Source organism: Lysinibacillus sp. NPDC056232 (assembly GCF_042267565.1).
GTDB lineage: Bacteria > Bacillota > Bacilli > Bacillales_A > Planococcaceae > Lysinibacillus.
On record NZ_JBHJTF010000002.1, the window covers coordinates 95,137 to 119,319 of the forward strand.

A 24,183-nucleotide genomic window follows, 5' to 3' on the forward strand; every position below is an offset into this window, starting at 1 on the left:
AATTTTATAGAGAAGAAGGAATTAATTTATGAAAACACTTAACGTAATTAAACAAAATGGTTCTTGCTGTACTACTGCTAAAAACAATGAGGTACAAGAGACTTTTAGTGATATAAATAAGGAACTACCTACTGTAATAATTGGTGGTGGTCCAATTGGGTTAGCTGCAGCTGCTCATTTAGTGGAACAAAATCAGTCCTTTATTTTACTAGAGGCTGGGAGTGAAATAGCTCATAATATTCGTACTTGGGGTCATGTTACACTATTTTCTCCGTGGCGATATAACATCAATAAAGCTGCGAAAGCTTTACTTGGGGAAACTGATTTCGCAACGTATGGAATTAGAGCTACCAGAAACAGGCGTATGCAGTAGTAATCTTAATAAATCAAATACATGTTGTTAATTATTCGACTGTTAGCTTTTGCTAACAGTCCTTTTCAAAATAGTAAGGGGAAAATTGTATGATCACATTACTTATTCGTAAAATGGAACAAAAAGATTTAAAAGAGGTATTAAAGATCTATCCAGAAGGAATCGATACTGGTATGGCTACCTTTCAAACGGAAGTTCCAAGTGAACGAGTATGGGATGAAGGACATCATGCTGCTTTGCGCTTTGTAGCAGAAGAACACAATAGAGTGGTTGGTTGGATTGCCATTTCACCTGTCTCTACACGCGCTGTGTATTCTGGAGTTGGTGAAGTAAGTATTCATTTATCGAATAATAGTAAAGGAAAAGGCATTGCCTCTAAGTTGTTTAAATCACTAATTGAAGATAGTGAAAAACAAGATTTTTGGACACTTCAATCATCTATTTTTGCAATCAATGCTTCAAGTATTCAATTACATAAAAAGATGGGTTTTAGAATAGTTGGTATGAAAGAACAAATTGCTCAGTTACATGGGAAATGGCATGATACCGACGAACAAGTGCCTTAGTAATATCATTTGGTCAAATAATTGATTATGTGACGACTATAGTAAGGCAAAAGCTGTTCAGATCATATTCGTAGTCAACAAGTGTATTTCAGAAGAAACTCATCGATAATAGCATTGATTAACATAAATAACGTTTAAACGAAGATAATTATCGTTCAAAAAATCGATAAACGGTTCACGACAAATTATTGAGGAACTTGTCACAACAAATAAAAGATTGTACGTGGACATGAATCTACGGACACCCGAAAAGTCATTAAACAAAAAGAAATAGTTGTTGATGGATAAGATCAATCTCAGTTGGATAAAATATTTGTGAACTTAAAAAGTTCAGATTTCAAGGATTGGGAGGACTAAATATGTCATCTGAAATGGGAGAAACACATCGTACTGGTCGAGACATTAACGACGAAATAGTACATTTTGGTGGGCAAGCTGAGAGTATTTTTAGTTCATTGGCTGAACAAGGTCGACTTTCAATACAAAAGAAAGCAGACGAATTAGCTGCACAGTATCTTGAAAGTAATCCTAATCCAGACTATTATGATTGTGTTGAAATTGTAGCAGAGGGAGTTTTGACAGCAGGGAAAGAAATAAAGGCTAGCAGTGGTTCTTGGGGAGAATCAGTAGATGCAGCACTTGGTGCTGGTGTTGAAATTCCAGCAGCAAAAATAGCTTGTAAAAGAATAACGATGTTGTCTTAACATTAATTTTTGAAAAAGCGTAGGCGTAAAAAGCTTATGCTTTTTGATATTTATTGATTTCTTTTATCCTCTCCTCAATAGTAATTTTAGTTTACATAATATAAATACATTGGTCACAACTTTCTAATTATCGGATGTTTCCCATATTTTATCGTTCAAAAGGGGATTATTCGTTTAAATAATGCTAATTATCGTTTAATGTAGATTTGTCCAATATTCATAAAAGTTATTCATAAGTGTGAACAAACTAAGCTAGTTGATACCTTATCTTAACAAAGGATAAAAAGTTGATATGGAGTATTTCTCCTTATCAACTTTTTTAAAATAGGCTTTGTTAAATTTTAATGTTGATTTTTAAGTAAGATGTAGGAACTCCAGATATTATGGAGTTCCTACTGCAATTAATTCCAATAGTTAAAGATAATCTGTCCTATCGTTTCAGGCTTCCAGTAAGATATCTGTACCAATTCAGCACAATTTAATACGCTCTTTTCTCCTGAATTTTGTTTAATAGGAAGGTTTAATTCAACAGTATCTATTACTTGATAGAAAGGCGTAAATATCGTTGGAGTCAGACTAACGGATGGGCTCTATGGCCATAGTTCATCGACCTTCTTCGCTAGCCATACTAACCTATACCTGTTGGTTTAGAAAAAAGTTTGATTATTAATTACTCTAAACCCTTGACTTTACTGTATATAAAAAGGTGTCGTTTTGAATAAAGATTGATCAAAATGACAGCTTTCTTTTATTATTAATAACTGTTTATATTAATAATAATGATTCCTAATACAATGAAAAAGAGCCCTTAACTGTCATATAAAAACAGTTAAGGTTTTTTTATTAAAATTCTTTGATATATTGGTAATGTATGTTATATTACAAATATAACATACATTATACAGAGAGGAGGGTGGATTCCTTTGATTATTCATTTAGAGTTTGAGTCTAAAATACCAATTTATATACAGCTTATCCATCGTATTATTGCAGGTATTGCAAAGCAGGAGCTTGTTCCAGGTGAACGATTACCATCTGTTCGTTCATTAGCAGCAGATATAGGAATCAATTTACACACGGTGAACAAAGCGTATAAAGAGCTAGAACAAAAAGGATTTATTATAAATCATCGTCAAAAAGGAGTTGTGGTTAATCCAGAGGGAATTCCAAAGGCAGATGTATCTTTTCAGGAAGAAATGAAAGAAATATTACATCCCCTAATTGCAGAGGCCATTTGCCGAGATGTAAATAAAGAAGATTTTATGAAGCTTTGTGAAGAGATTTTTACTTCATATGTTCACCAGGGGGGAAGCTAACCAATGGATCATATCATTTGGATTTCAATTATTTTATTCATACCTATTTTTATTAGTTTGATTGGTATGCCGTATTGGACACGACGTACAGAGAGTTTTGGAGTTTCTATTCCGTCTGATGTCTATATGGATGAAAAACTAAAAAAAATGCGAAAACAATATGCTTCGGCTATGACAGCTTTTAGTATTGTTATACTATTTATTTTTTATTTTATCGTAGGAAAGTATTCTCCAAACGATGGAGAGACAATGGGGATTGTTTTATCGATAACTATACTTGGTTTTATGATTATTTCATTTTTAATCTATTTAGTGTTTCATAAGCAAATGAAACAACTCAAAGAAAAAGAGAAATGGAATGAACAAAGACAACAGAAGATTGTACTACAAACAAATTTTTATCAGCAAAAATTAATTCATTCTAATTATTGGTTTTTAATTGCTTTTGCTTTAGTAGCTGTCACGCTATTTATTACCTTTACGCAGTATGGAAGAATTCCTGAACGGATTCCAATGAAATATGATTTCTTTGGTGAGGTTACCAATTGGGCAGAAAAATCATATCGATCTGTCTTAATCATGCCAATAACACAAATCTATATGATTGCTTTATTCATGTTTATTAATTGGATGATTGGAAGATCAAAACAACAGCTGAATGCTCAAAATCCAGATGAATCAATAGAACAAAACATTATTTTTCGTAGAAGATGGTCGGTTTTCCTAATTGCTAGTGGAATCTTGCTTACAGTTCTTTTTAGTGTAATCCAGCTATCATTTATTTATTCGATTTTAACAACTTATATGACTGTAATTTCGTTAATGATTACAGCAATCATGATTATTGGTGTGATTGTACTTGCCATTACAACTGGGCAGGGTGGAAGTCGTGTGAAAAATGTAAGAACGACAGATGGTACAGTGATAAATCGTGATGACGATCATTATTGGAAACTTGGTCAATTTTATTTTAATCGAAAAGATCCCTCATGGTTCTTAGAAAAACGTTTTGGAGTTGGCTGGACAATGAATTTAGCAAATCCGCTTGCTTGGTTAATTTTAATCGGAATTATTGGCATAGCTGCTGGCTTACCAATATTACTAAGTAGATAGGAGAGGGGAAAATGGATGTTTTATTGCAGGGATAAATTGACCTCGACTAATATATGTTCTTTTGTAATATAACAAAAGAAACAAAGATACGTTATTCAATAACTTTCAAGCTAGGAGGTTACTTATGATAAAGCAAAAAAGTATTAAAGGATTATTAATTTATTTTTTGATTGGAATCATTGCATTATTTTTCTCGTATCTTTTTGGACTATCGACAAATTCGACTCAATTAGAGCAATTGAGTGAAATGACGGGGATATCAGGACCACCTGAAATGTTAGGCTTACTCGCCGTTATTCCAAATTTTATTATATTCATCATTACTCTTGTCATTGGATTTTTCATTGCTCATAAAGTAGGTTTAAAATCGGCTATTATTCACCCTCATGCTAGAGATAAGTCAAAATCAGAATGGATAAAAGGGATTAAACTAGCTATCATATTCGGTTCGATTGCAGGAGTCGTTTTGAGAGGATTCGATTATCTTTTCCAACCGTTCTTACCAGATGGTTTAATAGAACTATTACGACCTTATAATGCATTAGAATTTATAACAGCTTTACTCTACGGAGGAATTCTAGAAGAACTACTAGTGCGTTTTGGTTTAATGAGCTTGTTAGTTTTTGCTTTTTGGAAACTATTTGATCGAAAATCGGCAAAACCTTCAAACTGGGTCTTTATCCTTGCCATATTCATTAGTGCCTTATTATTTGCATTAGGTCACTATAACATAACCGCAAGTAATATAGAAATGACCGCATTCATTTGGTTCCGAATGATTCTCCTAAATGGTTTACCTGGCTTGTTCTTTGGTTGGATTTATTGGGAGCATAATCTAGAACTTGCCATGCTTGCACATATGTTTACGCATATTGTCATGAATTTACTAATGTTGATTCTCTCCTTTTAAATAAATGCGGTGAAAATACACTTTGAAAATTTGCTTGTAGAAAATGTATCTATATGAGGATGTAGACAAGAAAGGATGAGGTTATATGATTGAAAAAAGCAATTGGATATACTGCCCAATTTGTGATTCAAAGACACGTACTAAGGTATGTGCCGATACAATATTAATTAGCTTTCCTCTTTACTGTCCTAAATGTAAACAAGAAAGTTTAGTTAACATAAAAAAATATAAAATTACCATAATTAAAGAGCCAGACGCTAAGACGCAGAGCCGATAATTTTGAGGTTAATATATCTCATTTTATCGGTTCTTTTTATAGAAATTTAGGTTCATTCATCTTTGGTGTTATGAGCTTGTTAGTTTTTGTTTTATGGAAACTATTTGATCGAAAATCGGCAAAACCTTCTAACTGGGTCTTTATCCTTGCCATATTCATTAGCGCATTATTATTTGCATTAGGTCACTACGGGTCAACCGCACTTATGACAGAAATGACCGCATTCATTTGGTTCCGAATGATCTTCATGAATAGTTTAGGCGGCTTGTTCTTTGGTTGGATTTATTGGAAGCACAATCTAGAACTTGCCATGCTTGCACATATGTTTGCGCATATTGCCATGAATTTACTAATGTTGATTCTCTCCTTTTTTATGTGAAAATATCAAAAAAGGACGTAACATTATCAGCAAAAAAGTTACGTCCTTTTACCAATAAATTGGATTAGAAGAAACTAATAAAACATCATAAGTTAAGGAGATGAAAGAATGGGAATCCTAGATATTAAAAATTTTTCAAAAGTGTATAAGGGTGGAAAAAAAGCAGTCGATAACATAAGTTTATGTGTTGAAAATGGCGATGTTTTTGGATTTATAGGTCATAATGGAGCAGGGAAAAGTACAACGATCAAATCAGTAGTAGGAATACTAGATTTTGAGGAAGGCGACATCTACATTGATGGGCATTCTATTAAGAAAGAGCCTCTTGAATGCAAATCGAAATTTGCTTATATCCCTGATAGTCCCGAATTATATGAACATTTGACAGGAATCCAGTATTTAAATTTTGTAGCAGATATTTTCGGAGTTCCGGAAGATGTTCGAGTAAAGAGAATAAAAGAACATTCTGGAATGTTTGGAATAACAGAAAGTCTTGGAAATCTAATATCCTCTTATTCTCACGGAATGAAGCAAAAGTTAGCAATAACTGGGGCTATTATTCATGAACCAAAGCTTTTGATTCTGGACGAGCCATTTGTAGGTCTTGATCCAAAAGCAGTAGTTGTTTTAAAAGAGATAATGAAGAAAATGACTGCTAAAGGGAATGCAATATTTTTTTCAACACATGTCTTAGATGTTGCAGAAAAGCTTTGTAATAAGGTGGCTATGATTAATCGTGGAAAGCTAGTTTATAGTGGTACGATGGATGAAATAATACAAAATCAAACATTGGAAGAGTTCTTTATGAAGGAGTTAAAAGATGAGGCATTTATCGATTCTTCTAAAAATTAGGATTGTTTCACTGGTGAGACTTAATACCCTAAAAGGTAAAGCCGGCATTGGTGATAAAATGGCTATTGTTGGTATATTTATTGCGGCTGTTTTCGGGCTAGCGTATATTACAAGTCTTGGATATATGCTGAATGAAAATAATATGAGAGAACACATACTTGCATTTTCATTTTTATTGAGTACTCTTTTATCATTGTTTATAGCATTTTTTAGTGCTAGTGATGAGTTTTTTGGAAAAAGAGATTATGAGACATTAATGTCACTTCCTATTAAAACATCAATAATAGTTGTAAGTAGATTCTTATATATATATTTCTTGAATACGGTAGTATCTTTAATAATCATGCTTCTAATGGGAGCAGTATATTTCTTTACAGGAACAGTAAGCGGAGTTTTTTGGATAAAGATGATGATTGGAATACTTACAGTTGCATTAGTACCATCAATTGTAGCGTCAATTGTTAGTATATTAGTTTTAGAAGTTTCATCGAGAGCAAAATATTCTCGTGCGGTCTCTTCAATTAGCTATATTATTTTATTTTTAGTATTAGCACTAACATTGAGTGGTGGTTATAAATTAGATCAAAGCGATATAAAATTGATATTAACAAATATATTGAATCAGGCTAACCAAGTGTATCCAATGTTTTATTTGTATAATAAAATACTGGTAACAGGAAAAGTGGGAGATTTTCTTATATATATAGCAGTTTCATTATTGTTAACAGTGATTTTCATTATTAGTCTTTCGTTTGTATACAAAGGACTAAATACTAAAATTCGATCAATGAGTAGTAACAAAAAATATGAAGTAAAAACATTAAAAAGATCAAGTAAATTAAAAGCATTATATGTGAAAGAAATCAAGCGACTATTTTCGTCCACAACGTACTTAATAAACACAGGATTCGGAATGATCATGATGGTTATTTTTACGATTTCTTTAATGAGCTCAATCACAAAAGTGATGGAAAAAATGCCTATGGATAATATTAATACAGTAGCGACTCTGTATGGAGTAACACCATATATAATGTCATTGTTGGTATGTCTATCAAATACAAGTAGCGTGTCTTTTTCACTTGAAGGTAAAAATATTTGGATAATCAAAACTTTTCCATTGTCGAAAGAATTGGTTGTAAAGAGTAAGATACTTGTTAATCTTACGGTTACAATACCTCTTACGATTATAAACGGAATAATAATCGGAAGAGTGTTTGGAGCAACATTATTTGATTCCATCATATTAGTACTTCTTCCATGTGTATTTGCAGTATTTTCAGCAATATACGGTGTTGCTATTAATTTAAGATTTGTAAATTATAGTTGGCAATCAGAACTCCAAGTAGTAAAGCGGAGTGTATCAAGTATATTGGGGTTTTTCGGTGCAGCGATTCTGGTACTCATTGCAGCAGTTCCAAGAGTACTATGGTCAGGTTCGATATTAGGCATATATGATGTTGGTATTATTTTATGCTTGGGCATCGTAACTAGCATGTTATATTCTAAAACAATAAATGGTGAACCTATTTAATTTGGGAAAAGTAGTGTGAAAACGAAATTAATAAATAATACTGAAAAAAGGTAAGCTAAATAAAGACCGCAATTAATTGAAAAATCTATTAAAAAAATAAAGTGTTCCGCTCACTCGTTTTCATTACTGTTTGTGTCGTGAAGCGGACACGGGAGAGAATGGAGATTATTATGAATAAATCTAAAAAGTCAGTACGTATAATTCCTTGGATATTTTGTGCCTTATTTTTTGTGTTTTCAATTATTGGTGTACAAAATATATCGGATGAGATTCCTATTACCTTCAACATGGCCGGTCCAAATTTGAACGGCAGTAAGTATTTTATCTTTATTTATCCTGTATTGTCATTTTTTATAGGGATTACTGCGTTAGGTGGATTAGGGAAAAAGAAAAATATTAAATTACAAGGAAACTTACTATTTATAATTATTGGGAACTTAGTAGTAGGTGGATTTATGGTTTATACAATCTTATCAAATTGGAATATGTAAATAGAGATATTCGTGGGCTTAAATTTAAAGATAGTGTAAAAAGCTTTATGCATTCGATTTGTAGACATGATTTTGTAATTAGTATTATCAGCGATAATTATTTAAAGTCAGTACATAGCGCGATTATGAAAGAAAAGAATTTTGTTTTAGAGGAATATTTAGACTATTGTCCAATATTGATGAAAATTATTCACAAGAGTGATGAACTTAGCAACGGGAATGTCTGAAGAGTCGAACATACAAATTTGTATGTTCGACTCTTTTTAATTGATTGGATAATTTTCTTTTAAATTTTACTGAATTTGACTGAGAAACAGTAATAAGTCCGGCAAATCAAAACGGCTTATAAACATTAGTTTAGTTCTTTTGTTAAACAAAGGTTATTATTAACGTCGTCGTAAAATTAGAGTTAATAGTAATTGCGGAAGTAGTAGGGATTTTTAGTCTTGTCAATCAAACCAACGAGACTTAACTAAAGTAGCAGACTGCGGGGGAATTTAAATGGATAGTTCAATTACTATTAATTCTATGTGTTCAATTATGGAAGGTGGACCGAACGCATATAATTCTAGAGCTGAAAAATAAAGTATAAAAATTAATAGCCTGAGTTATATGAACTTCCTAAAGCATTAGGAATGGGGGATTAATGCGTTAATATCATCTAAATCTAAAGTTAATAATTTATGGTCTTCCTTGAACCCATTTTTTCTTTGAAGTGGATGTTTCGGAAACTTAATCCGTTTGTTTAATCTACCAAATTCAAAAGCTCTAAGTTTTCTCAAGTTGGTGGCTAAGAATGTTCTTAATGGGTAGTGACTAGATAATGTAGGAATACCCCATTTTTGGCCACTCTTTCCCCACGCTAAAACTGCAATCTCGAATTGACTAACTGCAAATTTAATGTACTTCCACGCTTCATCGTCGACTACAAAATCCGGTTCATCAGCTTCCTTGGTCCTAATAAAAGGGCCGGTGTTAACAACGTACAAAGATCCACATTTGTTGTGCTTTGCAACCTCCATCATAAATTCTACTGTAGGATCGTTAGAACAAGATGAGGCAATACTCGGATTCATACCGAAGAAGGTCATAGTCGGTAGACTACTATCCCAACAACGGGATAAAAAATAACGTCTGTGAGTTGAATGGCTATGGTTGTTAATTTTGTATTTGCTATGAAAAACGGTTATATTTCTTCCTACTTGAATTTGGGAGGGTAGCTGCTCCGAGAGCAAAAGAATGATTTTGCGATACGGTATATCCCTTTGCTAAAAGCCATTCATTTAGTTCGGCTTCAATTTGTTCTTTGGAATTACCGTTACCGGATTCGATTAAGGTGTTTAATAACAGTGGCATAATAAGTTCCCTTCATATGTATTTGCACTTTACTTCAGATTCACCAATATTATAGCTTCGGGGATCCACTGATGAATTAGTATCGTGCGCTGTTTGAATATCGGTAGCAGCTTGATTTAACGAAACTGCTCCAATGCTAAAATAAATTCTACAATAATAATGGTATATCTTTCTAGTGTTAATTCCACAATTTAGTAAGTACATATTGAAAGTTGTAGGTGAAAATGATTAAATAATTAGTAATAAAAAATAGGTGGGATTGTATGAAAAAATGGTTTAGCTTTAGTATCCTTTTTGTATTTATTTTGATGGTTATGTATGCTTGCACAAGTAAAGAGGATAATGTTGTACAAAATAGTTCGAAAACACAGAACCAAAAAGAGAAAACATTGGCCGAGCAATTAGATGATGTGGAACTTGACGAATATGATAAACTTCAAAAGTTTTATATAGACTTTGAAGATTCTTGGAATTACGATACAGCTATTGGAAAAGTTAAAGAACAAGGTTTTTATTTTACTGAGAATTCCAATGCATACGGAAAAAGTGCGAAAGTCGCCTTAGATAATGAGGTTGCACCAATGACACACGCAAAGGAAGGAGATTACATAGAGTTTAGTTATGATACAGAATCCAAATTTGAATACTTAACATATTTCAATCAAGATATATTTATCACCCTATTAGACTATAAAAAGGGTACTTATTTTGATTTTAGAGACAGTACGGATTATCAGGGATTGTATGTTAATACTTACTTAGATAAAGCAGGCTCATTCACTTTAAAATATTCAAATGAGAATACAACAGAAGTAGATTACTTAAAGTTAAATTCCAAAGAAGAACAATTTAAATATATGAAACTATACTCAGATAAAAAGAGATAAGTAATTACATATATAAACGCTTGGATAAGTTATGTCCAAGCGTTTTTTCGTGTTAAATGACGTGTAATATGTTTTGCAAATACACTATATAGAGAGCTTCTTTTTAGAGGTCTTTCATTTCTCCAAAAATGAGATACCAACATATCTATGAGGCATCTCATATAAACGAATTAACTTTCGGGACAAAGGTTATCTGCCCGTGCTACGCAACAGGATCTTATGGTATAAAAGGCTACTTCATAAGAGAAGATAAACCAAACCACTACGGTCTAGGAACCGTATTATTTGAGCTATCAGAATACTTATCATCACCAAGTCGGATTTCAACCTGAAGTATTTACAATGCCGTCAACAAATTTGAATTATCCATTCAACCGCAGTCAATGACTAATCATTATCAACCTAATTATCCAACACATTTAAACGGTTACGAAATATTTAATAAAAGATAACTACCCAATTACGGGGAGTTTCTTTCCTAGAAAGGAATCAAAATATTCGAAAAGAATCAATTGCTTTCTTTTTCTGCTCAAACTCAACATGGGTATAGACTTGGGTTGATGTAATACTTTCATGGCCAAGTAGTTCTTGAAGTGTTTGTAAGTCATCGTTTTCTTTATTTTGCTGTAACATCAATGTTGCAAAAGTATGCCGTAAGTGATGTAGTGTGAAGCGGGTAGGTGGGAGGCCTGCCTTTTTCAACACATCTTTAAAGATGACATGTAAACCCCGCGGATCTAATGCTTTACGATTTTTATTTAGAAAAACAGGCTCTGTTGGATAAATTTGATATGATCTAAAAGAAGCTTTATAGGTTGCCAGAAGCGGAATTAAGTGTGGATGTAGGGGCAATATCCGTTCTTTTTTCCCTTTTCCATCAATTCGAATCGTTTCATTTACCAAATGAACTTGTTCCCATGTTAATGAAACAAGTTCAGAACGTCTCAGGCCTGTTGTCGCTAATAATTTAAACATTAGCTCATTCCGCATCGAAAAACGTGATTAGGCGCGTTCTAAATAGTTAAATAGCTGTTGTAGATCCGTCAAGGTCATATAGATTGTAAGTCGAAAAGTATAGATATTATGGGTAGTTGACGAAGCACTCTTTCACACAAAATAATTTTAGTTTACATAATATAAATATCTTCGTCATAAACTTCTAAGTATCGTTTAAAGTATATTTAAACGATACTTGCAAAAATTATTACATAAGTAATACATACATAAGTTGCAAACATTGTGTTAACTTTCTTTTTGGGATATTAAATGAGGTATGCATGACATATAAATAAAGAAATGTAGTTATTCAGTACAATTTATATCTATCTGAAATATAAATTTTTACAGTAAGTAGAACGAAAGAGAACATTTAGTTGACCTTATTGCAAAGCTGCCTTTCATACAGCATAGAGCCATTAATAGTACTTATTTCTCTCATCAGGAAGGGTGATGGCCAATTATGAATAGACATTCTTTTGGACTAGACCATAAGAAAATTTTATTATTGCTGGTTGGATGTCTTGTATTAATGATGATACTTGGTGCTTGTACAAATGAAAAAAAAACAAGTCAATCAGAATTTAAAAAACAATATTTTGAAGGTATAAGTGATAATTGGTATATAAAAATGGTAAGCGAGATGGATAGCAATAGGAGCTATATCATCTCTTATATTGGAGAAGGAATTAAACCATTAAATTTTAAATATGAAATATATGAATCTTCATACAACCCAACATTTGGCGAAGGCGAATTTAAAAATCAAGAGGAATTTGAAATTTATGTAAACTGCGGTGGGCCGTGTGATGCCCTTCCTAATAGTGTACCTATTCAAATTAAATGGGAAGGAAAAGAAGAAAAAGTAGCGATTCGTAATAAAAAATAGAATGATGTCAATAACATCGTTCTATCCTAAACTTTTTGAATTATTTAGTAGACATTACATCAAATCTCGAGAGAAATACAAGTTGGACTAATCTACCAATCTGATGGAACGAATGCTCTACAAGTGTATGTACACCTGCATTATCAGTAATTAATTGACCCTAAGTTAATTCAACAAGATCAGAACGCCGCATACTTGTAGTTGCTAGCAATACAACATTGCCATATTCCTAGGTGCTAAACGGCCTTCAGCTCGCTCTAAATAAGCTAAAAAGCGAAGTAGCACTTGCAATGTCTAATAAGTAGGTAATTTCTTATCAATTTCGGCTTTTCAATACCAATCAATATTTTCATTCACACCATTTTTAACGAAAGAACGTAAGGATGAAATTTTACAAATCAATTGAAGATGGGGCCAAATGATCATTTTAACACGTTCATGGATATACCAACGAACAAGTGCTTTAGTATTATCATTTGGTCTAATATTCGATTATGTGACTCTAGAAAGGCACAAAGCTGTTCAGATCATATTCGTAATCAATAAGTGAAATGTCCGAGCGATTTTTTCAACTTCTAAATACATAAGAAATTCATCGATAGTAGCATTGAGTAACATAAATAACACCTCCGACGATAAATCACAAAAATTGACAACTTGTTTAAACCGAGGTAATTATCGTTCAAAAAATCGATAAACGGTCCACAATAAATCATTGAAAATAAGCGGGGGATTGAAGTGATATATAGTTAGAGACGATTGTTTACAAATTTCCTAACAAAAGATAATTAACGAACTATCTTTCTAAGGGTAAAACCAAATGTTCGTATTTAAGCTACAAAAGTGCTATTCGTCCATCGCATGGATACTTCATCATTCAAGCAAAACACGAATATTATATTAGAGGTATCTAAACGTAAATAATAACGGCTGTTTTCCCAAAAATTGTTGCTCTCTTGACCAAAGAAAGACTTAGTGCCTTTATATCGAACTTATTGTACTGACGGCGCTGGATAGTTGAATAAGCAATTTAGATACAAGTTGTTGAAGTAGTAATTATATAGCCATTGTTCAGATAACGATGCCAGGAAATGATCAATACATAAATAAATCGAAGTTACAGATTAAACAATAATTATTTGCTTTTATAGGTATTACTTCTGTAGTAATAATTTTCTTTACAGTTCCTAAATTAACAATAATAACAACTATAATTACTAAATACGAATCCATTGAAAAAGTAATCACAAGTAAATTTCTTGAAGCTGAAAAATCTAAAGTTTAGATAAAATAAAGTCACTAGCGTGGCTTTTTATTATGCTTTTAAAGGTTGAAAGGTGGAATATAAAAAAAGGTCACCGGAGGATAGTGACCCTTAGTAATGAAATAGAAGTGAAAGGATAAGTTTGTTTTATCCTAATAGTTATGAGCATTAGAGGCGGTGTTAGGTATTAATAACCTTTAGTCATGAAAGTAGCGCCGACAATAATTAAAAGAATGAATAGAACAACAATTAGCGCAAATGCTGATCCAGTTCCACTACCGTAGTACTCAGACATAGTAATTCCCCTCCTTCCATAATTTATAATATGTAAAGTTTTCAATAGGGATTGCGATAATTATCTACTTAATAAATTTCATTTTAAAAAATAATTTTCCAAATATATCAAAAGTCTTATTGAAAAAGGTCACTCTAATAAAAGGACCCTTAAATGAGGTGGTGTAAACCTAAATAAGCTGTACACATCATTCTCGCTATTTGTGATTTGGTATTAACAAAGACTTTTTAGATTAATACATGAAAGCAGCGCAGACAATAATCAAAAGGATAAATAGAACGACAATTACAGGAAGCTATTGCGGAGGGACTTAGAATAAAACTTATAAACACCGAGCCTGCTGTTTCATTAAGAAAATAAAGTTATGGCGTTCTACGAAATCCTTTGTTGACATGGTTTCATAGAACTAGAAATCGATGTTACTGTGACTTTAAGGTGGAATAACATATGATGCATGAGGCTATATCATGTGCCAAAGTGGTACAATGTCAACTATCAACCATTATAGATATGCTGGTTATTGTTATGATAAAGATATATGAATCCTTTATCGTTGAAATCTATAAGATGGAAACGAATTAAACAAGAGAAAACACAACATAATTAAACAGATCGAACAGCCAAAACCCGTTAATAAGGTAAAGAAGAGCCGTAAATCATATTCATAACTCATGACCGTATTGACCAGTATTTTTTCAATCTCAATATAGCAATATACAAAATAAACTCATCAATGGCAGCATGTTGCAAGTATAAAAACTTCCAGAACAATACTTCTTATCTGTACAAAATCATCCCATTATCGTAAAAAAGGAGAATTATCGTTCACATGAAAATTATAAGGAACTTCAGAATTACAAGTCGAAAAGTACAGATATTATGGGGAGTTTACGTATTCAAGCTCTCCTCCTCGCCAAATAATTTTAGTTTACATAATATAAATACCTTGGTCACAACTTTCTAATTATCGGATGTTTCCCATAATTTATCGTTCAAAAGGGGATTATTCGTTTAAATAATGCTAATTATCGTTTAATGTAGATTTGTCCAATATTTATGAAAATTATTCATAAGTGTGAACAAACTAAGCTGGTTGATACCTTATCTTAACAAAGGATAAAGACTTTTATTATGCGCTGGGAGAGTAATCGAGATGGGCAACGGTACGCGTTACTGAATCTCGATACGTCTCATAGCGCTATCATTATTTTGAAAATTAGTAAATTACATCAGTTGAAGCATTAAGAAAAGATAAAGAGCACCATTTACCAGATGCTTTTTAAACGGATTCATTGGAGTACTGTTATTCAACTAACGGCAGTTTAGTTGAATAGTGTTATCTAACAAATGTTCAACAATCGGGCCATATTATTGAATAACATTCTTTTATGAAAGGTTACCTTACAATGATTAAAAACCTCCCAAAACCACGCTTAATAAGAACCAGACCTATATAATTAAACCCAAATGTGTTCATACACTCCAAACATTGTAAAGCGGTTGTTGTACTTTAGCTAAATTAATAAATATAACAGACAGAAATGAGCTGCAAAGAGGCAAATCTTTTCTGTCTATTTTTTGTTTGTATAAGAAAGGAGTCGTTTTAATTTAAATGAGCTTTTCGAAGTAGTTAATTAAAACAACAGCAACTTCATACTCATCTACATATTGATAATCTAATCGTTTATATAATGCCTCTGAACGAGAATTCTATTGATCTACTTTTAGAGATACACAAGAGTGAGGAAGGAAGTAACGTGTGCTTTCCCTGGAACTCATAGACTTATAATGAAAGATACAAAAGTAAGATATAGTAGAGCTAATTTAATAATAAAGCTCCCAGCCAAAAATTAAGATGACAACTAGTAGCGCAGAGACACAAGAAAGTCCATAGCGAATTTTTTGACCACGTGTTGTCGTCTTTTTCCGCCACTCTAATAATAGTGCAACTATACAAACTGCTACCATGACAACATACGCATAATTTATCCAAAAATGAATTCTTAGTGAGGCATAAGGAGTGTAATTAAATGTTCTATAAAATAAAATAATTACATTTATAACAGGTATGATATTCGCTAAAAGTAGTATTGTTTCCCGTTTTTTTGAAATTGTAGATTGAACTGTTTTTTTTCTGTTATTTATAGATTGGATTAAGCTGATTAGTAGAGTAATGACTGTATAAAGAATACTAAAAGTTACGGCTACGATACTGAGCAGCTTAAAGATTTTCGAACTTTGAGAGACCGGTATCATATCACTTGTTAGCATTGAGATTTTTTCCATTTGACCATTGTTCAAAGTCACATGAAGATAATCATTAGAATCATCTGTAGATTTATAAAGAAACGGAACAATTTGTTCATACGTCCCTCCAAAAGCATTAATTCTGTTTGGTTCTGTCACTTCAATATTAGTAATATTTAGCGCCCCATATAGCTTGGTGAAACCTTTATAGGGCTGCCTTGCCCAATAGTAACTGCCCTCATGCTTCTGTACATTGGGCATGGCTTGATTCCCGTTTGCTGGTGAATATTCTCCGAACAGGAGTGTTGGTAAGCCATAACTAAGCTCTACTTCATTCTTCTGATTGGTCATGATAATTAAACTCAATTTGTTTTCTTTGGAAAAGATGAAATTGCTAGAAAAACTATCCGTATTTCCTGCATGCCCCAATACACCTACTGCATAAAGACCTTCCCAAAAACCATGCGCATTTCGTGGAAAGCCATTGTCATAAAAATCACTCGTCGTCAGCATTTCTTCTAATGTACTATTGTTTTTAAATAATGGGCTATTCTCACCATCTGCTGGCATAAGCGCCATCATAAATTTAGCTAAATCCCCTATAGTACCAATTGCACTACCATCTGGATACAAACCGATAAAGATACGCTCATTTTTTGAAATACTTAACTCACCTTCACTACCACGATATCCAAAAACTGCATCTCTTTTTGTTGCTATATTTAGGTTATCTTGCTGTGTAGGGTGAATCGATGTGTCTTTCATATTCAAAATAGAAAATATATGTTCATTTACATATTCATAAAATGGTTGTCCAGTGAGATGTTCTACAATCAAAGCGGCCAGTGCTACACCATAGTTTGAATAGGCAACTATACTTCCTGGCTCATGCACTTGATAAGGCTTAATAATGTGAAGCATTTCTTCTAAGGGCTTTATTTCATTTGCTGACTTATAGAATAAATCTATATATCTATCCTCCCACCCAGCATTATGGTGCATAAGATTCAACATCGTGATAGGAGCATTATATTGCAGTTTGGTTAAAAATCCGTCTGGCAAATACGTGCGAATATCTTCATTTAATTCTAACTTTCCCTGCTCTACAAGTTGCATTACACTGCTCCACACAAGAAGCTTCGCAACAGAACCCCACTCAAAAACAGTATCTGGTGTGACTTTAATCTGATTTTCAATATCTGCGTAGCCATAGGACGTATTCATGAAAATTTCTCCGTCCTTCACAATTACTACATTCGCGCCAGCTGTAGATGTCCCAATATATTTAGAAACATATTCATCCACACGATCCTTTAATTCAGTATAAGGAATCCCTGAAGGTGTCATCACATCTTCATTTGCAGAAACAGCTGATACAGAACAAAACACTAGTACTAATACTATTAAAATTATTTTTCGCATTAACGCTCTCCCTTTTACATCAATCTATTGGAAATGTTTAAATATTCCATTCGATTATATTGTAATTAAGAATAGGTAAAATAACTAGTGGAATATAATATTTCATTTAAATGGGAGCGAAACCTGTATAATAAAACCCACCAACATCTCTTGTGTTGCCACTTATACTCCACACATATGGTATGCGGGAACATAGTCTACACCTAAAATAATTTTAATGTTGAAAAATTTAGGGGTGAAATAATTCTAATTCTTAGTTTGAATAGACAAATATGATGTTCAACAATCGGGCGCTTTCCTGGAAAAAGGGGAAGGCCCCTTTTCTAATTTTAACTGGTTAAAAAGACTTTAGAAATTATCAATATCTTAGCTTATTGAATAATCACTGTATGAAAAAGCCTCTCTCTGAACATAATAGAATATAGAATACTAGATTTAACCTTAGAAGGAGAGTGAAAGATAAATGTTATTATCCGAGGCGTGGAAAAAATACCAACAAGATAAAAAAATCGAGGGATATTCAACACTTACATTAAAAACATATTGTTTTCAATACAATCTTTTATTGCGGTTTTTTGGTGATATTGATATGAACGGATTTAGTACAGAAAAATTAAAAGAATACTTAATACAGTCAGGAAATCACTTAAAGCCTTCTAGTTTAGGGCATAGGATTCGTTGTGTTTAAATGGTCACATGAAGAGGGATATATTCTAAAAAATCCTGCTGCTAAATTGAAAGAGCCGAAATTAGGTAAAAGAATTCCTAAGTTTCTCTCAGAATTAGAGATTGAACATCTAAGGGAAGCTTGCCAAACAACGATGGAAAATGCGCTATTTGAATTTATGTATTCAACCGGTTGCCGTATTGGGGAGGTAGTAAAATTAAATCGTGAAGATATTGATTTTCGAACAAATTCCGTCATTGTACAAGGGAAAGGTGATAAAGAAAGAGAAGTATACTTTAATACTCGCTGCTCCATTTGGTTAAAAAGGTATTTAGATGAACGAGAGGATGAAGATCCTTGTTTGTTTATTACGGACAGAAAGCCTAAAAGGCGTATGAGCATTGATAATTTAAGATATATTATTAAGCGCGTATCAAATCGGGCTGGAATAAAAAAGAGTATACATCCGCATCAATTACGACACAGCTATGCAACGCATATGATTAATAACGGTGCGCCAATAGATGTCATCCAAAGTTTACTTGGGCATGAAAAGAGTGAGACTACAAAGATATATGCTCAGTTAAGCGGAAAACTAAGACAAGATTATTACAGTAAATACTTTTAAAATTAAACTCTTAGTAATTCAAGACACCCATGTAAAAGTGCGTGTCTTTTCTGTTATAGGGCCATATTGTGGAGCAATACCACCCAAGAAATAGTCTTATGGACCGACCTAGATAATGATGTTCAAAGGACAGTCTAGCTTACATACTAAGCTAACCAACGTTTGAAAAAATGCATTACCAAGTAACTTCTTAGAAGAAACTTAGGTAATGCATTTCGTGAGTATGTCTATTTAGTAAACAATCGTATGTGGTTAATATCTTTTTCTGAAAAGGACTGTTGTAAGATAGTATTTACCTCACTTCAAACCGCGGTTAGCTTTTTTTAACTGTAACAAGAAATCTTCTTTCGTGTTAGTACTTTGTACATCTTTCATATAGAACAAAATGGAGTTGCTATCAGCAGGTCCCCTCATGTCTTCGACGACCACATAGGTAATGGGAGCGCCACTTTGTTTTATTAAATTTTGCAATTCAAAGAAACGGTCCAATTCATTTTTTTCAAAGGTAGCCATTTCAATTGGAGCAGCAGTATATAAATAAAGAGCATGCTTTTTCGTTTCATCCGAAAAGAGTATGCTGATCTCCTTATTAGTATAGTCTGGACCTTGAAACCCGAGGTCTTCAATAGCTGGAATCACTTTATCCAATTTGTGCAATGCTTTATCCGCTTCCAAGGCCCTTGCATGGTTATCTGTTATCGTATCTGAATAAGGATTTAGTATGATTTTGAATTCTAAATGTTGATGATCTTTTGGAAAGACAACGTATTCATAATCAGAACCAATCCCTGTTCTATATAATTGTTTAATCTCTACATCATAGCCATATGTATCTTCTGCATACTTTTTAACTTTGCGTTTTTCAGAAAAGTCACTAAAATATAACGCGATACTTGCGATCAATAATACAAAAACCCCAAGTATAGTTAAAAGAACTTTTATAAAGGTATTCATTCTTTCACTCCGTGCTTTAAGCATATTTATTGTAGTTTAACAATATATTTTTGATTTTATCAAAATACCTTGGTAGTAAGAATGGGTCTTTAAGCCTGATGAATTATTTGTATAAAGGTTGATTCATTTTGTGGTTCCGTGCTATATGTTTCAAGAGAGGTGAATGGGTTGGGTTGATTAAAAGAAAATTAGATAATTAAAAGTAATAAATACTAATTCCTTATTCAATTAAACCAGCTAATAGAAGTTAAAAGTTATTCAATAATCGGGCGCGATTATGTAACAAGAATCAGCGCTCGTTTTCTGGTTTGTTGTTTAACCTTTTGAAGCGAATTCAACTGTTGAATTCGCTTTATTATAGAGCGAAAATATCAATACTAATATGCTGCTTCAACGAGGAAAGGGGCTTTCCGCCATTGCATTAAAAATCGAAAAATCCCCCTACCATCCTTGGGCGTTTCTTAAGTTTGTATTCATCAGAACTTCGCACTAGCTCAACAAAGTTTAACGCCGATATTAGGCATACACTCTGCCTTAGGTGAATATCTTAATGGGAAATTACTTTTTAATAAATGGGGTGATACACTTGGGATACTTTGTAACTGTCGAACCAGGCGTCAACGTATTTATCGAGGACATCAATCCAAAGGGAAACAAAACGATTCTGTTTATTCATGGGTGGCCGCTAAACCATAACCAGTTCGAATATCAGTTCAATTTCCTTCCAACGCTTGGATATCGTTGTATTGGAATGGACTGGAGGGGATATGGCAAATCGGATAAACCTTTTAGCGGGTATTCTTTCGATAGATTAGCAGATGATGTCCGCATGGTCATCGAGACGTTACAGCTAAGCAACATAACACTGGTAGGACACTCTACAGGAGGTGCAATCTCGATCCGTTACATGGCTCGTTACAAAGGGTATGGGGTATCTAAACTCGTCCTGGTCGACGCTGCCTCTCCATCTAGCGTTCCAAAAGAATTTACAAATAAAATCATCGTAGATACAAATCATGACCGACCGCAAATGCTGCAAGACCAAACGCGAATTTTTTTCTTTCAGTATATTTCCGAACTGAAATCCGATTGGTTCGTTTTAATGGGATTACAAGCGGCGAATTGGGCGACTTCCGCCATTATGGTCACGCTTAGGGATGAAAATGTTTACAACGATCTTGGTCAAATGGATGTACCCACATTAATTATTCACGGAATTCACGATAAAGTCGTTCCGTTTACTCAAGCTGAGGAAACAAATAAGCTGATCAAAAATTCAACGCTAGTTCCGTTCCAATACAGCGGCCATTGCGCTTTTTTAGAGGAGCGCGATAGATTCAACCAATTATTATCTTCTTTTGCATAACGACTCGGAATAGCAACATTGTCGCAAATAATACGTAAGCGTCAATTAGCCCCCATCATAAATAGATGAGGGCTAATTTGAGGAGCAGGTGAGATTATTCGGGGCTTTACTTGTATAACATTGAGTTGCATATGCAGCTCTTTTTTACTTATTGAACTCCCATGAAAGAACGTAATAATCTTTCATTTTCTGTGGTGTAGCAATGACTTTATGCAACATTTTTTAATTAAGCTCCTCCAATTTTGTAGAGATCCCAATCGTCATTTCTTCTGTTACTTTAGGAAGATAAGACTTTAATACCTCATTAACCAGCGGTCCCAATGCACCACCAGCATTGATCTCAAGAAAGCCTGTTATCCTCGTTTTATTTTTAGCTATTACTTCTGCCAGGAAATAGCCACCGCCTGAAAGTTCCTCATTTAAACCCTTTAAATTAAAAGTAACCCTTGTCGGTTCAATCCATTCTTCTATAGTGGCCATTAGATTAATCTTTTTCTTTATGAATCCGATGTTACTATAAAATTCCCAAGTGGACTGGCGGTTAGTAATTTTTCGGTGTTGAATATATCCAGGAATAAGTGGAGCCCAGTTATCCATATCCTTAACAAAATCCCAAATCTTATTTATCGGTAACTCCACCTCAACCTGATGCGTTCCGCTTGGCATTGATTTTCCCCCTTTCCATCTCAATAGTAAGTACTTTATATATGTATATGTTACTTCCAACAAAGCGGGATTTGTCCCTCGTGCCTGGCTGTATGACAACCAAATAGTTTCTAATCGTAACTGAACTGAATACTATAAAAATACAATTAATCATTTGAGGTGAAATATGGATTTCAATCCTTTATGTTATCTGGGGATAGGCGATTCTCTTACGGCTGGTATCGGGGAATAACGATCTTCAACAATCGGGCGCGATTATGGAACAAGGAAAAGCGTCTTTTTTACGAAAAAAAAGATTGAGTCGAACGTCTTCTTTTGAAATAATTGGTACTAATGAATATGTTAATTAATGGAATAAGATTCGTTAGAAAAAGAATTTTTAAAATATAGGAGGGTCGCCCATGGATAAAAATGAATTAATCTCACTATTCCACAAAGAACTTCGACAAGAGGCTCAAGTAAAAGGTTACATAAGAGAGGAAACAGAACATGTCGTGCGTCACATTTCACAGTTTGGTGAAAAAGGGTTCATTGTCTCATCTAATGTAAACGAAGGCGATGTAAGAGAAATTATTAAGAACGAGTTAAACTATTTTAGTAACCTTGAGCAGGATTTTGAGTGGAAGGTGTATAACTACGACAAGCCTGCTAGTTTGAAAGATATTCTTGAACAAGAAGGATTCACAATAGATGACCCTGAAGCACTAATGGTCATGAAGTTAGATGAACAGCACCCCTTGCTTAATAATGACCGACACTTCAATTTAAAGGAAATAACAGATGAACAAGGCATTCAAGACATTATTGTTCTAGAAGATGCCATCTGGAATGTACCGCATGCTGAGCTGGGAGAAAGACTTTGGAGAGATAAACAGAATAATCCTGAATCCCTATACCTTTATGGAATTTATGAAGATGGTCAGCTTGTAAGTGCAGCTTGGATGTATTTGGAAGAAAACTCCTCCTTCGCCAGCTTATGGGGAGGTTCAACACTACCGTTGTTCCGAGGAAAAGGGTATTATACAGCACTTTTAGCTACTCGTGCAAAAAAGGCATATGAAAATGGGCATCCTTTCCTTACTGTTGACGCCAGTTCAATGAGTAGGCCTATCCTAGAAAAGAGTGGTTTTCTATGTCTTGCATACTCTTATGGCTGCCAGTCAACTTCTACCAAGTAGTAGAGCCTCTTATTAAAAAACTAGCTAATAGAAGCTCATGTGTTATTCCGTTAAAGGGTGCGATTGTTGAATAAGCGTTTCTTTTCTTATTCAACTCCCATGAAAGAACGAAATAATCTTTCATTCTCTGTGGTGTATCGCTGGTTTTTGAGCTACATGGATGGCTAACGGGGTGCGTTAGTTGAAGATTCGCTTTCCGAAATAATCAATCTTTTTTACAAAATAATATTCAAATGTACTAAAAAAGCTCTCATTTTGATCAATGTTTTTTCAAAATGATGGTTTTTCTTCTGTAATTAAGTCAATGTTTGTAGCACCTTCTTAATCAATATTTTTTACAAAGCAACAACAAAAGAGTTCGAACATATTTGATATATATAATATGTTTGAACTCTTTATTTACATATGTTTGAATGTCGTTATCCTAAGATAAACAAATAATAAAGTTTTATAAAAATCATCTCTTCAGTTATCCTTTGAGATGATTTTTTTATTGGACATTTATGTTAAAACTGATGTTTATCTTGTGAAGAATTTCTACCAATCCTTCCACCGTATGGTCCACTTTATCAAACAAACTTAACAATTGACCAAATGATTGCTATTCAACGCTATCATAAAATTGGCGTCAAGAATTTAAATAAATGGAGATTACCGGTGAAGGGAGAATAATTGGGGATTTGTGGTATTATATAGTGAGCGAAGAAACAGAATAAAATTTTCCAACGAGCTTCGCAAACAATTGAAATTACCAATAGGGGGTCCTGCCGACAAAATTTAGAAGGATAAATCAGTTCCTACTTTTATAGAATAGGCTGAAATGGTATTTACTTAGGTTATAGTAACAGCTAGG

At 33.4% G+C, this 24,183-nt stretch carries 22 protein-coding genes and 2 pseudogenes; 16 read left to right on the forward strand and 8 right to left on the reverse strand.

The window, feature by feature from the left end; genetic code table 11:
• Positions 1 to 28: 28 nt before the first annotated feature.
• From ACFCYJ_RS02530 to ACFCYJ_RS02580, 11 genes and pseudogenes are all read left to right on the forward strand, one after another.
• Positions 29 to 328: pseudogene (locus tag ACFCYJ_RS02530) on the forward strand (FAD-dependent oxidoreductase); the annotation flags it as partial.
• A gap of 134 nt (positions 329 to 462) precedes the next feature.
• On the forward strand, positions 463 to 939 hold the full coding sequence (locus ACFCYJ_RS02535; RefSeq protein WP_376070260.1) for a GNAT family N-acetyltransferase: 477 nt from the start codon (positions 463 to 465) through the stop codon (positions 937 to 939).
• A 359-nt stretch (positions 940 to 1,298) separates the two neighbouring features.
• A complete protein-coding gene (locus tag ACFCYJ_RS02540) occupies positions 1,299 to 1,643 on the forward strand; it encodes a hypothetical protein (RefSeq protein WP_376070263.1) in 345 nt (114 codons plus the stop codon).
• Between the two features lie 923 nt (positions 1,644 to 2,566).
• A complete protein-coding gene (locus ACFCYJ_RS02545; protein WP_376070266.1) occupies positions 2,567 to 2,959 on the forward strand; it encodes a GntR family transcriptional regulator in 393 nt (130 codons plus the stop codon).
• Between the two features lie 3 nt (positions 2,960 to 2,962).
• Entirely contained in the window at positions 2,963 to 4,072 is a 1,110-nt protein-coding gene (locus ACFCYJ_RS02550) for a DUF1648 domain-containing protein (RefSeq protein WP_376070269.1), read from the forward strand.
• Between the two features lie 124 nt (positions 4,073 to 4,196).
• On the forward strand, positions 4,197 to 4,982 hold the full coding sequence (locus ACFCYJ_RS02555; RefSeq protein ID WP_376070272.1) for a CPBP family intramembrane glutamic endopeptidase: 786 nt from the start codon (positions 4,197 to 4,199) through the stop codon (positions 4,980 to 4,982).
• 85 nt (positions 4,983 to 5,067) lie between these two features.
• Positions 5,068 to 5,259, forward strand: a complete 192-nt coding sequence (locus ACFCYJ_RS02560; protein ID WP_376070275.1) for a cysteine-rich KTR domain-containing protein — start codon at positions 5,068 to 5,070, stop codon at positions 5,257 to 5,259.
• Positions 5,260 to 5,335: 76 nt separating this feature from the next.
• On the forward strand, positions 5,336 to 5,638 hold the full coding sequence (locus tag ACFCYJ_RS02565) for a CPBP family glutamic-type intramembrane protease (RefSeq protein WP_376070278.1): 303 nt from the start codon (positions 5,336 to 5,338) through the stop codon (positions 5,636 to 5,638).
• A 114-nt stretch (positions 5,639 to 5,752) separates the two neighbouring features.
• A complete protein-coding gene (locus ACFCYJ_RS02570) occupies positions 5,753 to 6,490 on the forward strand; it encodes an ABC transporter ATP-binding protein (protein WP_376070607.1) in 738 nt (245 codons plus the stop codon).
• The gene (locus ACFCYJ_RS02575; protein ID WP_376070281.1) at positions 6,459 to 8,024 is read left to right on the forward strand and encodes a putative ABC transporter permease subunit; all 1,566 of its coding nucleotides are present in this window, start codon (positions 6,459 to 6,461) and stop codon (positions 8,022 to 8,024) included. The genes ACFCYJ_RS02570 and ACFCYJ_RS02575 overlap by 32 nt, the downstream gene beginning before the upstream one ends.
• A gap of 170 nt (positions 8,025 to 8,194) precedes the next feature.
• A complete protein-coding gene (locus tag ACFCYJ_RS02580; protein WP_376070284.1) occupies positions 8,195 to 8,515 on the forward strand; it encodes a hypothetical protein in 321 nt (106 codons plus the stop codon).
• A gap of 629 nt (positions 8,516 to 9,144) precedes the next feature.
• Here the strand turns inward: ACFCYJ_RS02580 and ACFCYJ_RS02585 are convergent.
• A complete protein-coding gene (locus tag ACFCYJ_RS02585; RefSeq protein WP_376070287.1) occupies positions 9,145 to 9,750 on the reverse strand; it encodes a DUF1643 domain-containing protein in 606 nt (201 codons plus the stop codon).
• Positions 9,689 to 9,871, reverse strand: a complete 183-nt coding sequence (locus ACFCYJ_RS02590; RefSeq protein WP_376070636.1) for a hypothetical protein — start codon at positions 9,869 to 9,871, stop codon at positions 9,689 to 9,691. The genes ACFCYJ_RS02585 and ACFCYJ_RS02590 overlap by 62 nt, the downstream gene beginning before the upstream one ends.
• A gap of 263 nt (positions 9,872 to 10,134) precedes the next feature.
• On the opposite strand from ACFCYJ_RS02590, the gene ACFCYJ_RS02595 reads away from it, so the two are divergent.
• Entirely contained in the window at positions 10,135 to 10,758 is a 624-nt protein-coding gene (locus tag ACFCYJ_RS02595; RefSeq protein WP_376070290.1) for a hypothetical protein, read from the forward strand.
• Between the two features lie 489 nt (positions 10,759 to 11,247).
• On the opposite strand, the gene ACFCYJ_RS02600 is transcribed toward ACFCYJ_RS02595, so the two are convergent.
• Positions 11,248 to 11,748 carry a tyrosine-type recombinase/integrase gene (locus tag ACFCYJ_RS02600; protein WP_376070293.1) on the reverse strand — a complete coding sequence of 167 codons (501 nt, stop codon included), beginning with the start codon at positions 11,746 to 11,748 and terminating at the stop codon, positions 11,248 to 11,250.
• 469 nt (positions 11,749 to 12,217) lie between these two features.
• On the opposite strand from ACFCYJ_RS02600, the gene ACFCYJ_RS02605 reads away from it, so the two are divergent.
• Complete coding sequence (locus ACFCYJ_RS02605) at positions 12,218 to 12,643, forward strand: hypothetical protein (RefSeq protein ID WP_376070296.1); 426 nt, start codon at positions 12,218 to 12,220, stop codon at positions 12,641 to 12,643.
• 1,451 nt (positions 12,644 to 14,094) lie between these two features.
• Here ACFCYJ_RS02605 and ACFCYJ_RS02610 read toward each other — a convergent pair.
• From ACFCYJ_RS02610 to ACFCYJ_RS02620, 3 genes are all read right to left on the reverse strand, one after another.
• On the reverse strand, positions 14,095 to 14,202 hold the full coding sequence (locus ACFCYJ_RS02610; RefSeq protein WP_376070299.1) for a YjcZ family sporulation protein: 108 nt from the start codon (positions 14,200 to 14,202) through the stop codon (positions 14,095 to 14,097).
• A gap of 232 nt (positions 14,203 to 14,434) precedes the next feature.
• Positions 14,435 to 14,488, reverse strand: coding sequence for a YjcZ family sporulation protein (locus ACFCYJ_RS02615; protein ID WP_376070609.1), 54 nt, complete (start codon positions 14,486 to 14,488; stop codon positions 14,435 to 14,437).
• Between the two features lie 1,538 nt (positions 14,489 to 16,026).
• Positions 16,027 to 17,871 (reverse strand): serine hydrolase domain-containing protein, encoded by a 1,845-nt coding sequence (locus tag ACFCYJ_RS02620; protein WP_376070302.1) that lies wholly within the window; start codon positions 17,869 to 17,871, stop codon positions 16,027 to 16,029.
• 463 nt (positions 17,872 to 18,334) lie between these two features.
• On the opposite strand from ACFCYJ_RS02620, the pseudogene ACFCYJ_RS02625 reads away from it, so the two are divergent.
• Positions 18,335 to 19,166 (forward strand): annotated as a pseudogene (locus ACFCYJ_RS02625) (tyrosine-type recombinase/integrase).
• A gap of 297 nt (positions 19,167 to 19,463) precedes the next feature.
• Here the strand turns inward: ACFCYJ_RS02625 and ACFCYJ_RS02630 are convergent.
• Positions 19,464 to 20,120 carry a hypothetical protein gene (locus ACFCYJ_RS02630; RefSeq protein WP_376070305.1) on the reverse strand — a complete coding sequence of 219 codons (657 nt, stop codon included), beginning with the start codon at positions 20,118 to 20,120 and terminating at the stop codon, positions 19,464 to 19,466.
• 586 nt (positions 20,121 to 20,706) lie between these two features.
• Between ACFCYJ_RS02630 and ACFCYJ_RS02635 the strand changes: the two genes are divergently transcribed.
• On the forward strand, positions 20,707 to 21,486 hold the full coding sequence (locus ACFCYJ_RS02635) for an alpha/beta fold hydrolase (RefSeq protein WP_376070612.1): 780 nt from the start codon (positions 20,707 to 20,709) through the stop codon (positions 21,484 to 21,486).
• 222 nt (positions 21,487 to 21,708) lie between these two features.
• Here ACFCYJ_RS02635 and ACFCYJ_RS02640 read toward each other — a convergent pair whose 3' ends face one another.
• Positions 21,709 to 22,152 (reverse strand): SRPBCC family protein, encoded by a 444-nt coding sequence (locus tag ACFCYJ_RS02640; protein WP_049665349.1) that lies wholly within the window; start codon positions 22,150 to 22,152, stop codon positions 21,709 to 21,711.
• A gap of 401 nt (positions 22,153 to 22,553) precedes the next feature.
• On the opposite strand from ACFCYJ_RS02640, the gene ACFCYJ_RS02645 reads away from it, so the two are divergent.
• Positions 22,554 to 23,330, forward strand: a complete 777-nt coding sequence (locus ACFCYJ_RS02645; RefSeq protein ID WP_376070309.1) for a GNAT family N-acetyltransferase — start codon at positions 22,554 to 22,556, stop codon at positions 23,328 to 23,330.
• Positions 23,331 to 24,183: the final 853 nt, after the last annotated feature.

What these genes read in the sequence shown, in the direction of transcription:
- ACFCYJ_RS02535 (WP_376070260.1), top strand. Translation starts at nt 463, where the DNA reads ATGATCACATTACTTATTCGTAAAATGGAACAAAAAGATTTAAAAGAG.
- ACFCYJ_RS02540 (WP_376070263.1), top strand. Translation starts at nt 1,299, where the DNA reads ATGTCATCTGAAATGGGAGAAACACATCGTACTGGTCGAGACATTAAC.
- ACFCYJ_RS02550 (WP_376070269.1), top strand. Translation starts at nt 2,963, where the DNA reads ATGGATCATATCATTTGGATTTCAATTATTTTATTCATACCTATTTTT.
- ACFCYJ_RS02555 (WP_376070272.1), top strand. Translation starts at nt 4,197, where the DNA reads ATGATAAAGCAAAAAAGTATTAAAGGATTATTAATTTATTTTTTGATT.
- ACFCYJ_RS02560 (WP_376070275.1), top strand. Translation starts at nt 5,068, where the DNA reads ATGATTGAAAAAAGCAATTGGATATACTGCCCAATTTGTGATTCAAAG.
- ACFCYJ_RS02575 (WP_376070281.1), top strand. Translation starts at nt 6,459, where the DNA reads ATGAGGCATTTATCGATTCTTCTAAAAATTAGGATTGTTTCACTGGTG.
- ACFCYJ_RS02580 (WP_376070284.1), top strand. Translation starts at nt 8,195, where the DNA reads ATGAATAAATCTAAAAAGTCAGTACGTATAATTCCTTGGATATTTTGT.
- ACFCYJ_RS02590 (WP_376070636.1), bottom strand. Translation starts at nt 9,871, where the DNA reads ATGCCACTGTTATTAAACACCTTAATCGAATCCGGTAACGGTAATTCC.
- ACFCYJ_RS02595 (WP_376070290.1), top strand. Translation starts at nt 10,135, where the DNA reads ATGAAAAAATGGTTTAGCTTTAGTATCCTTTTTGTATTTATTTTGATG.
- ACFCYJ_RS02600 (WP_376070293.1), bottom strand. Translation starts at nt 11,748, where the DNA reads ATGCGGAATGAGCTAATGTTTAAATTATTAGCGACAACAGGCCTGAGA.
- ACFCYJ_RS02605 (WP_376070296.1), top strand. Translation starts at nt 12,218, where the DNA reads ATGAATAGACATTCTTTTGGACTAGACCATAAGAAAATTTTATTATTG.
- ACFCYJ_RS02610 (WP_376070299.1), bottom strand. Translation starts at nt 14,202, where the DNA reads ATGTCTGAGTACTACGGTAGTGGAACTGGATCAGCATTTGCGCTAATT.
- ACFCYJ_RS02620 (WP_376070302.1), bottom strand. Translation starts at nt 17,871, where the DNA reads ATGCGAAAAATAATTTTAATAGTATTAGTACTAGTGTTTTGTTCTGTA.
- ACFCYJ_RS02630 (WP_376070305.1), bottom strand. Translation starts at nt 20,120, where the DNA reads ATGAATACCTTTATAAAAGTTCTTTTAACTATACTTGGGGTTTTTGTA.
- ACFCYJ_RS02640 (WP_049665349.1), bottom strand. Translation starts at nt 22,152, where the DNA reads ATGCCAAGCGGAACGCATCAGGTTGAGGTGGAGTTACCGATAAATAAG.
- ACFCYJ_RS02645 (WP_376070309.1), top strand. Translation starts at nt 22,554, where the DNA reads ATGGATAAAAATGAATTAATCTCACTATTCCACAAAGAACTTCGACAA.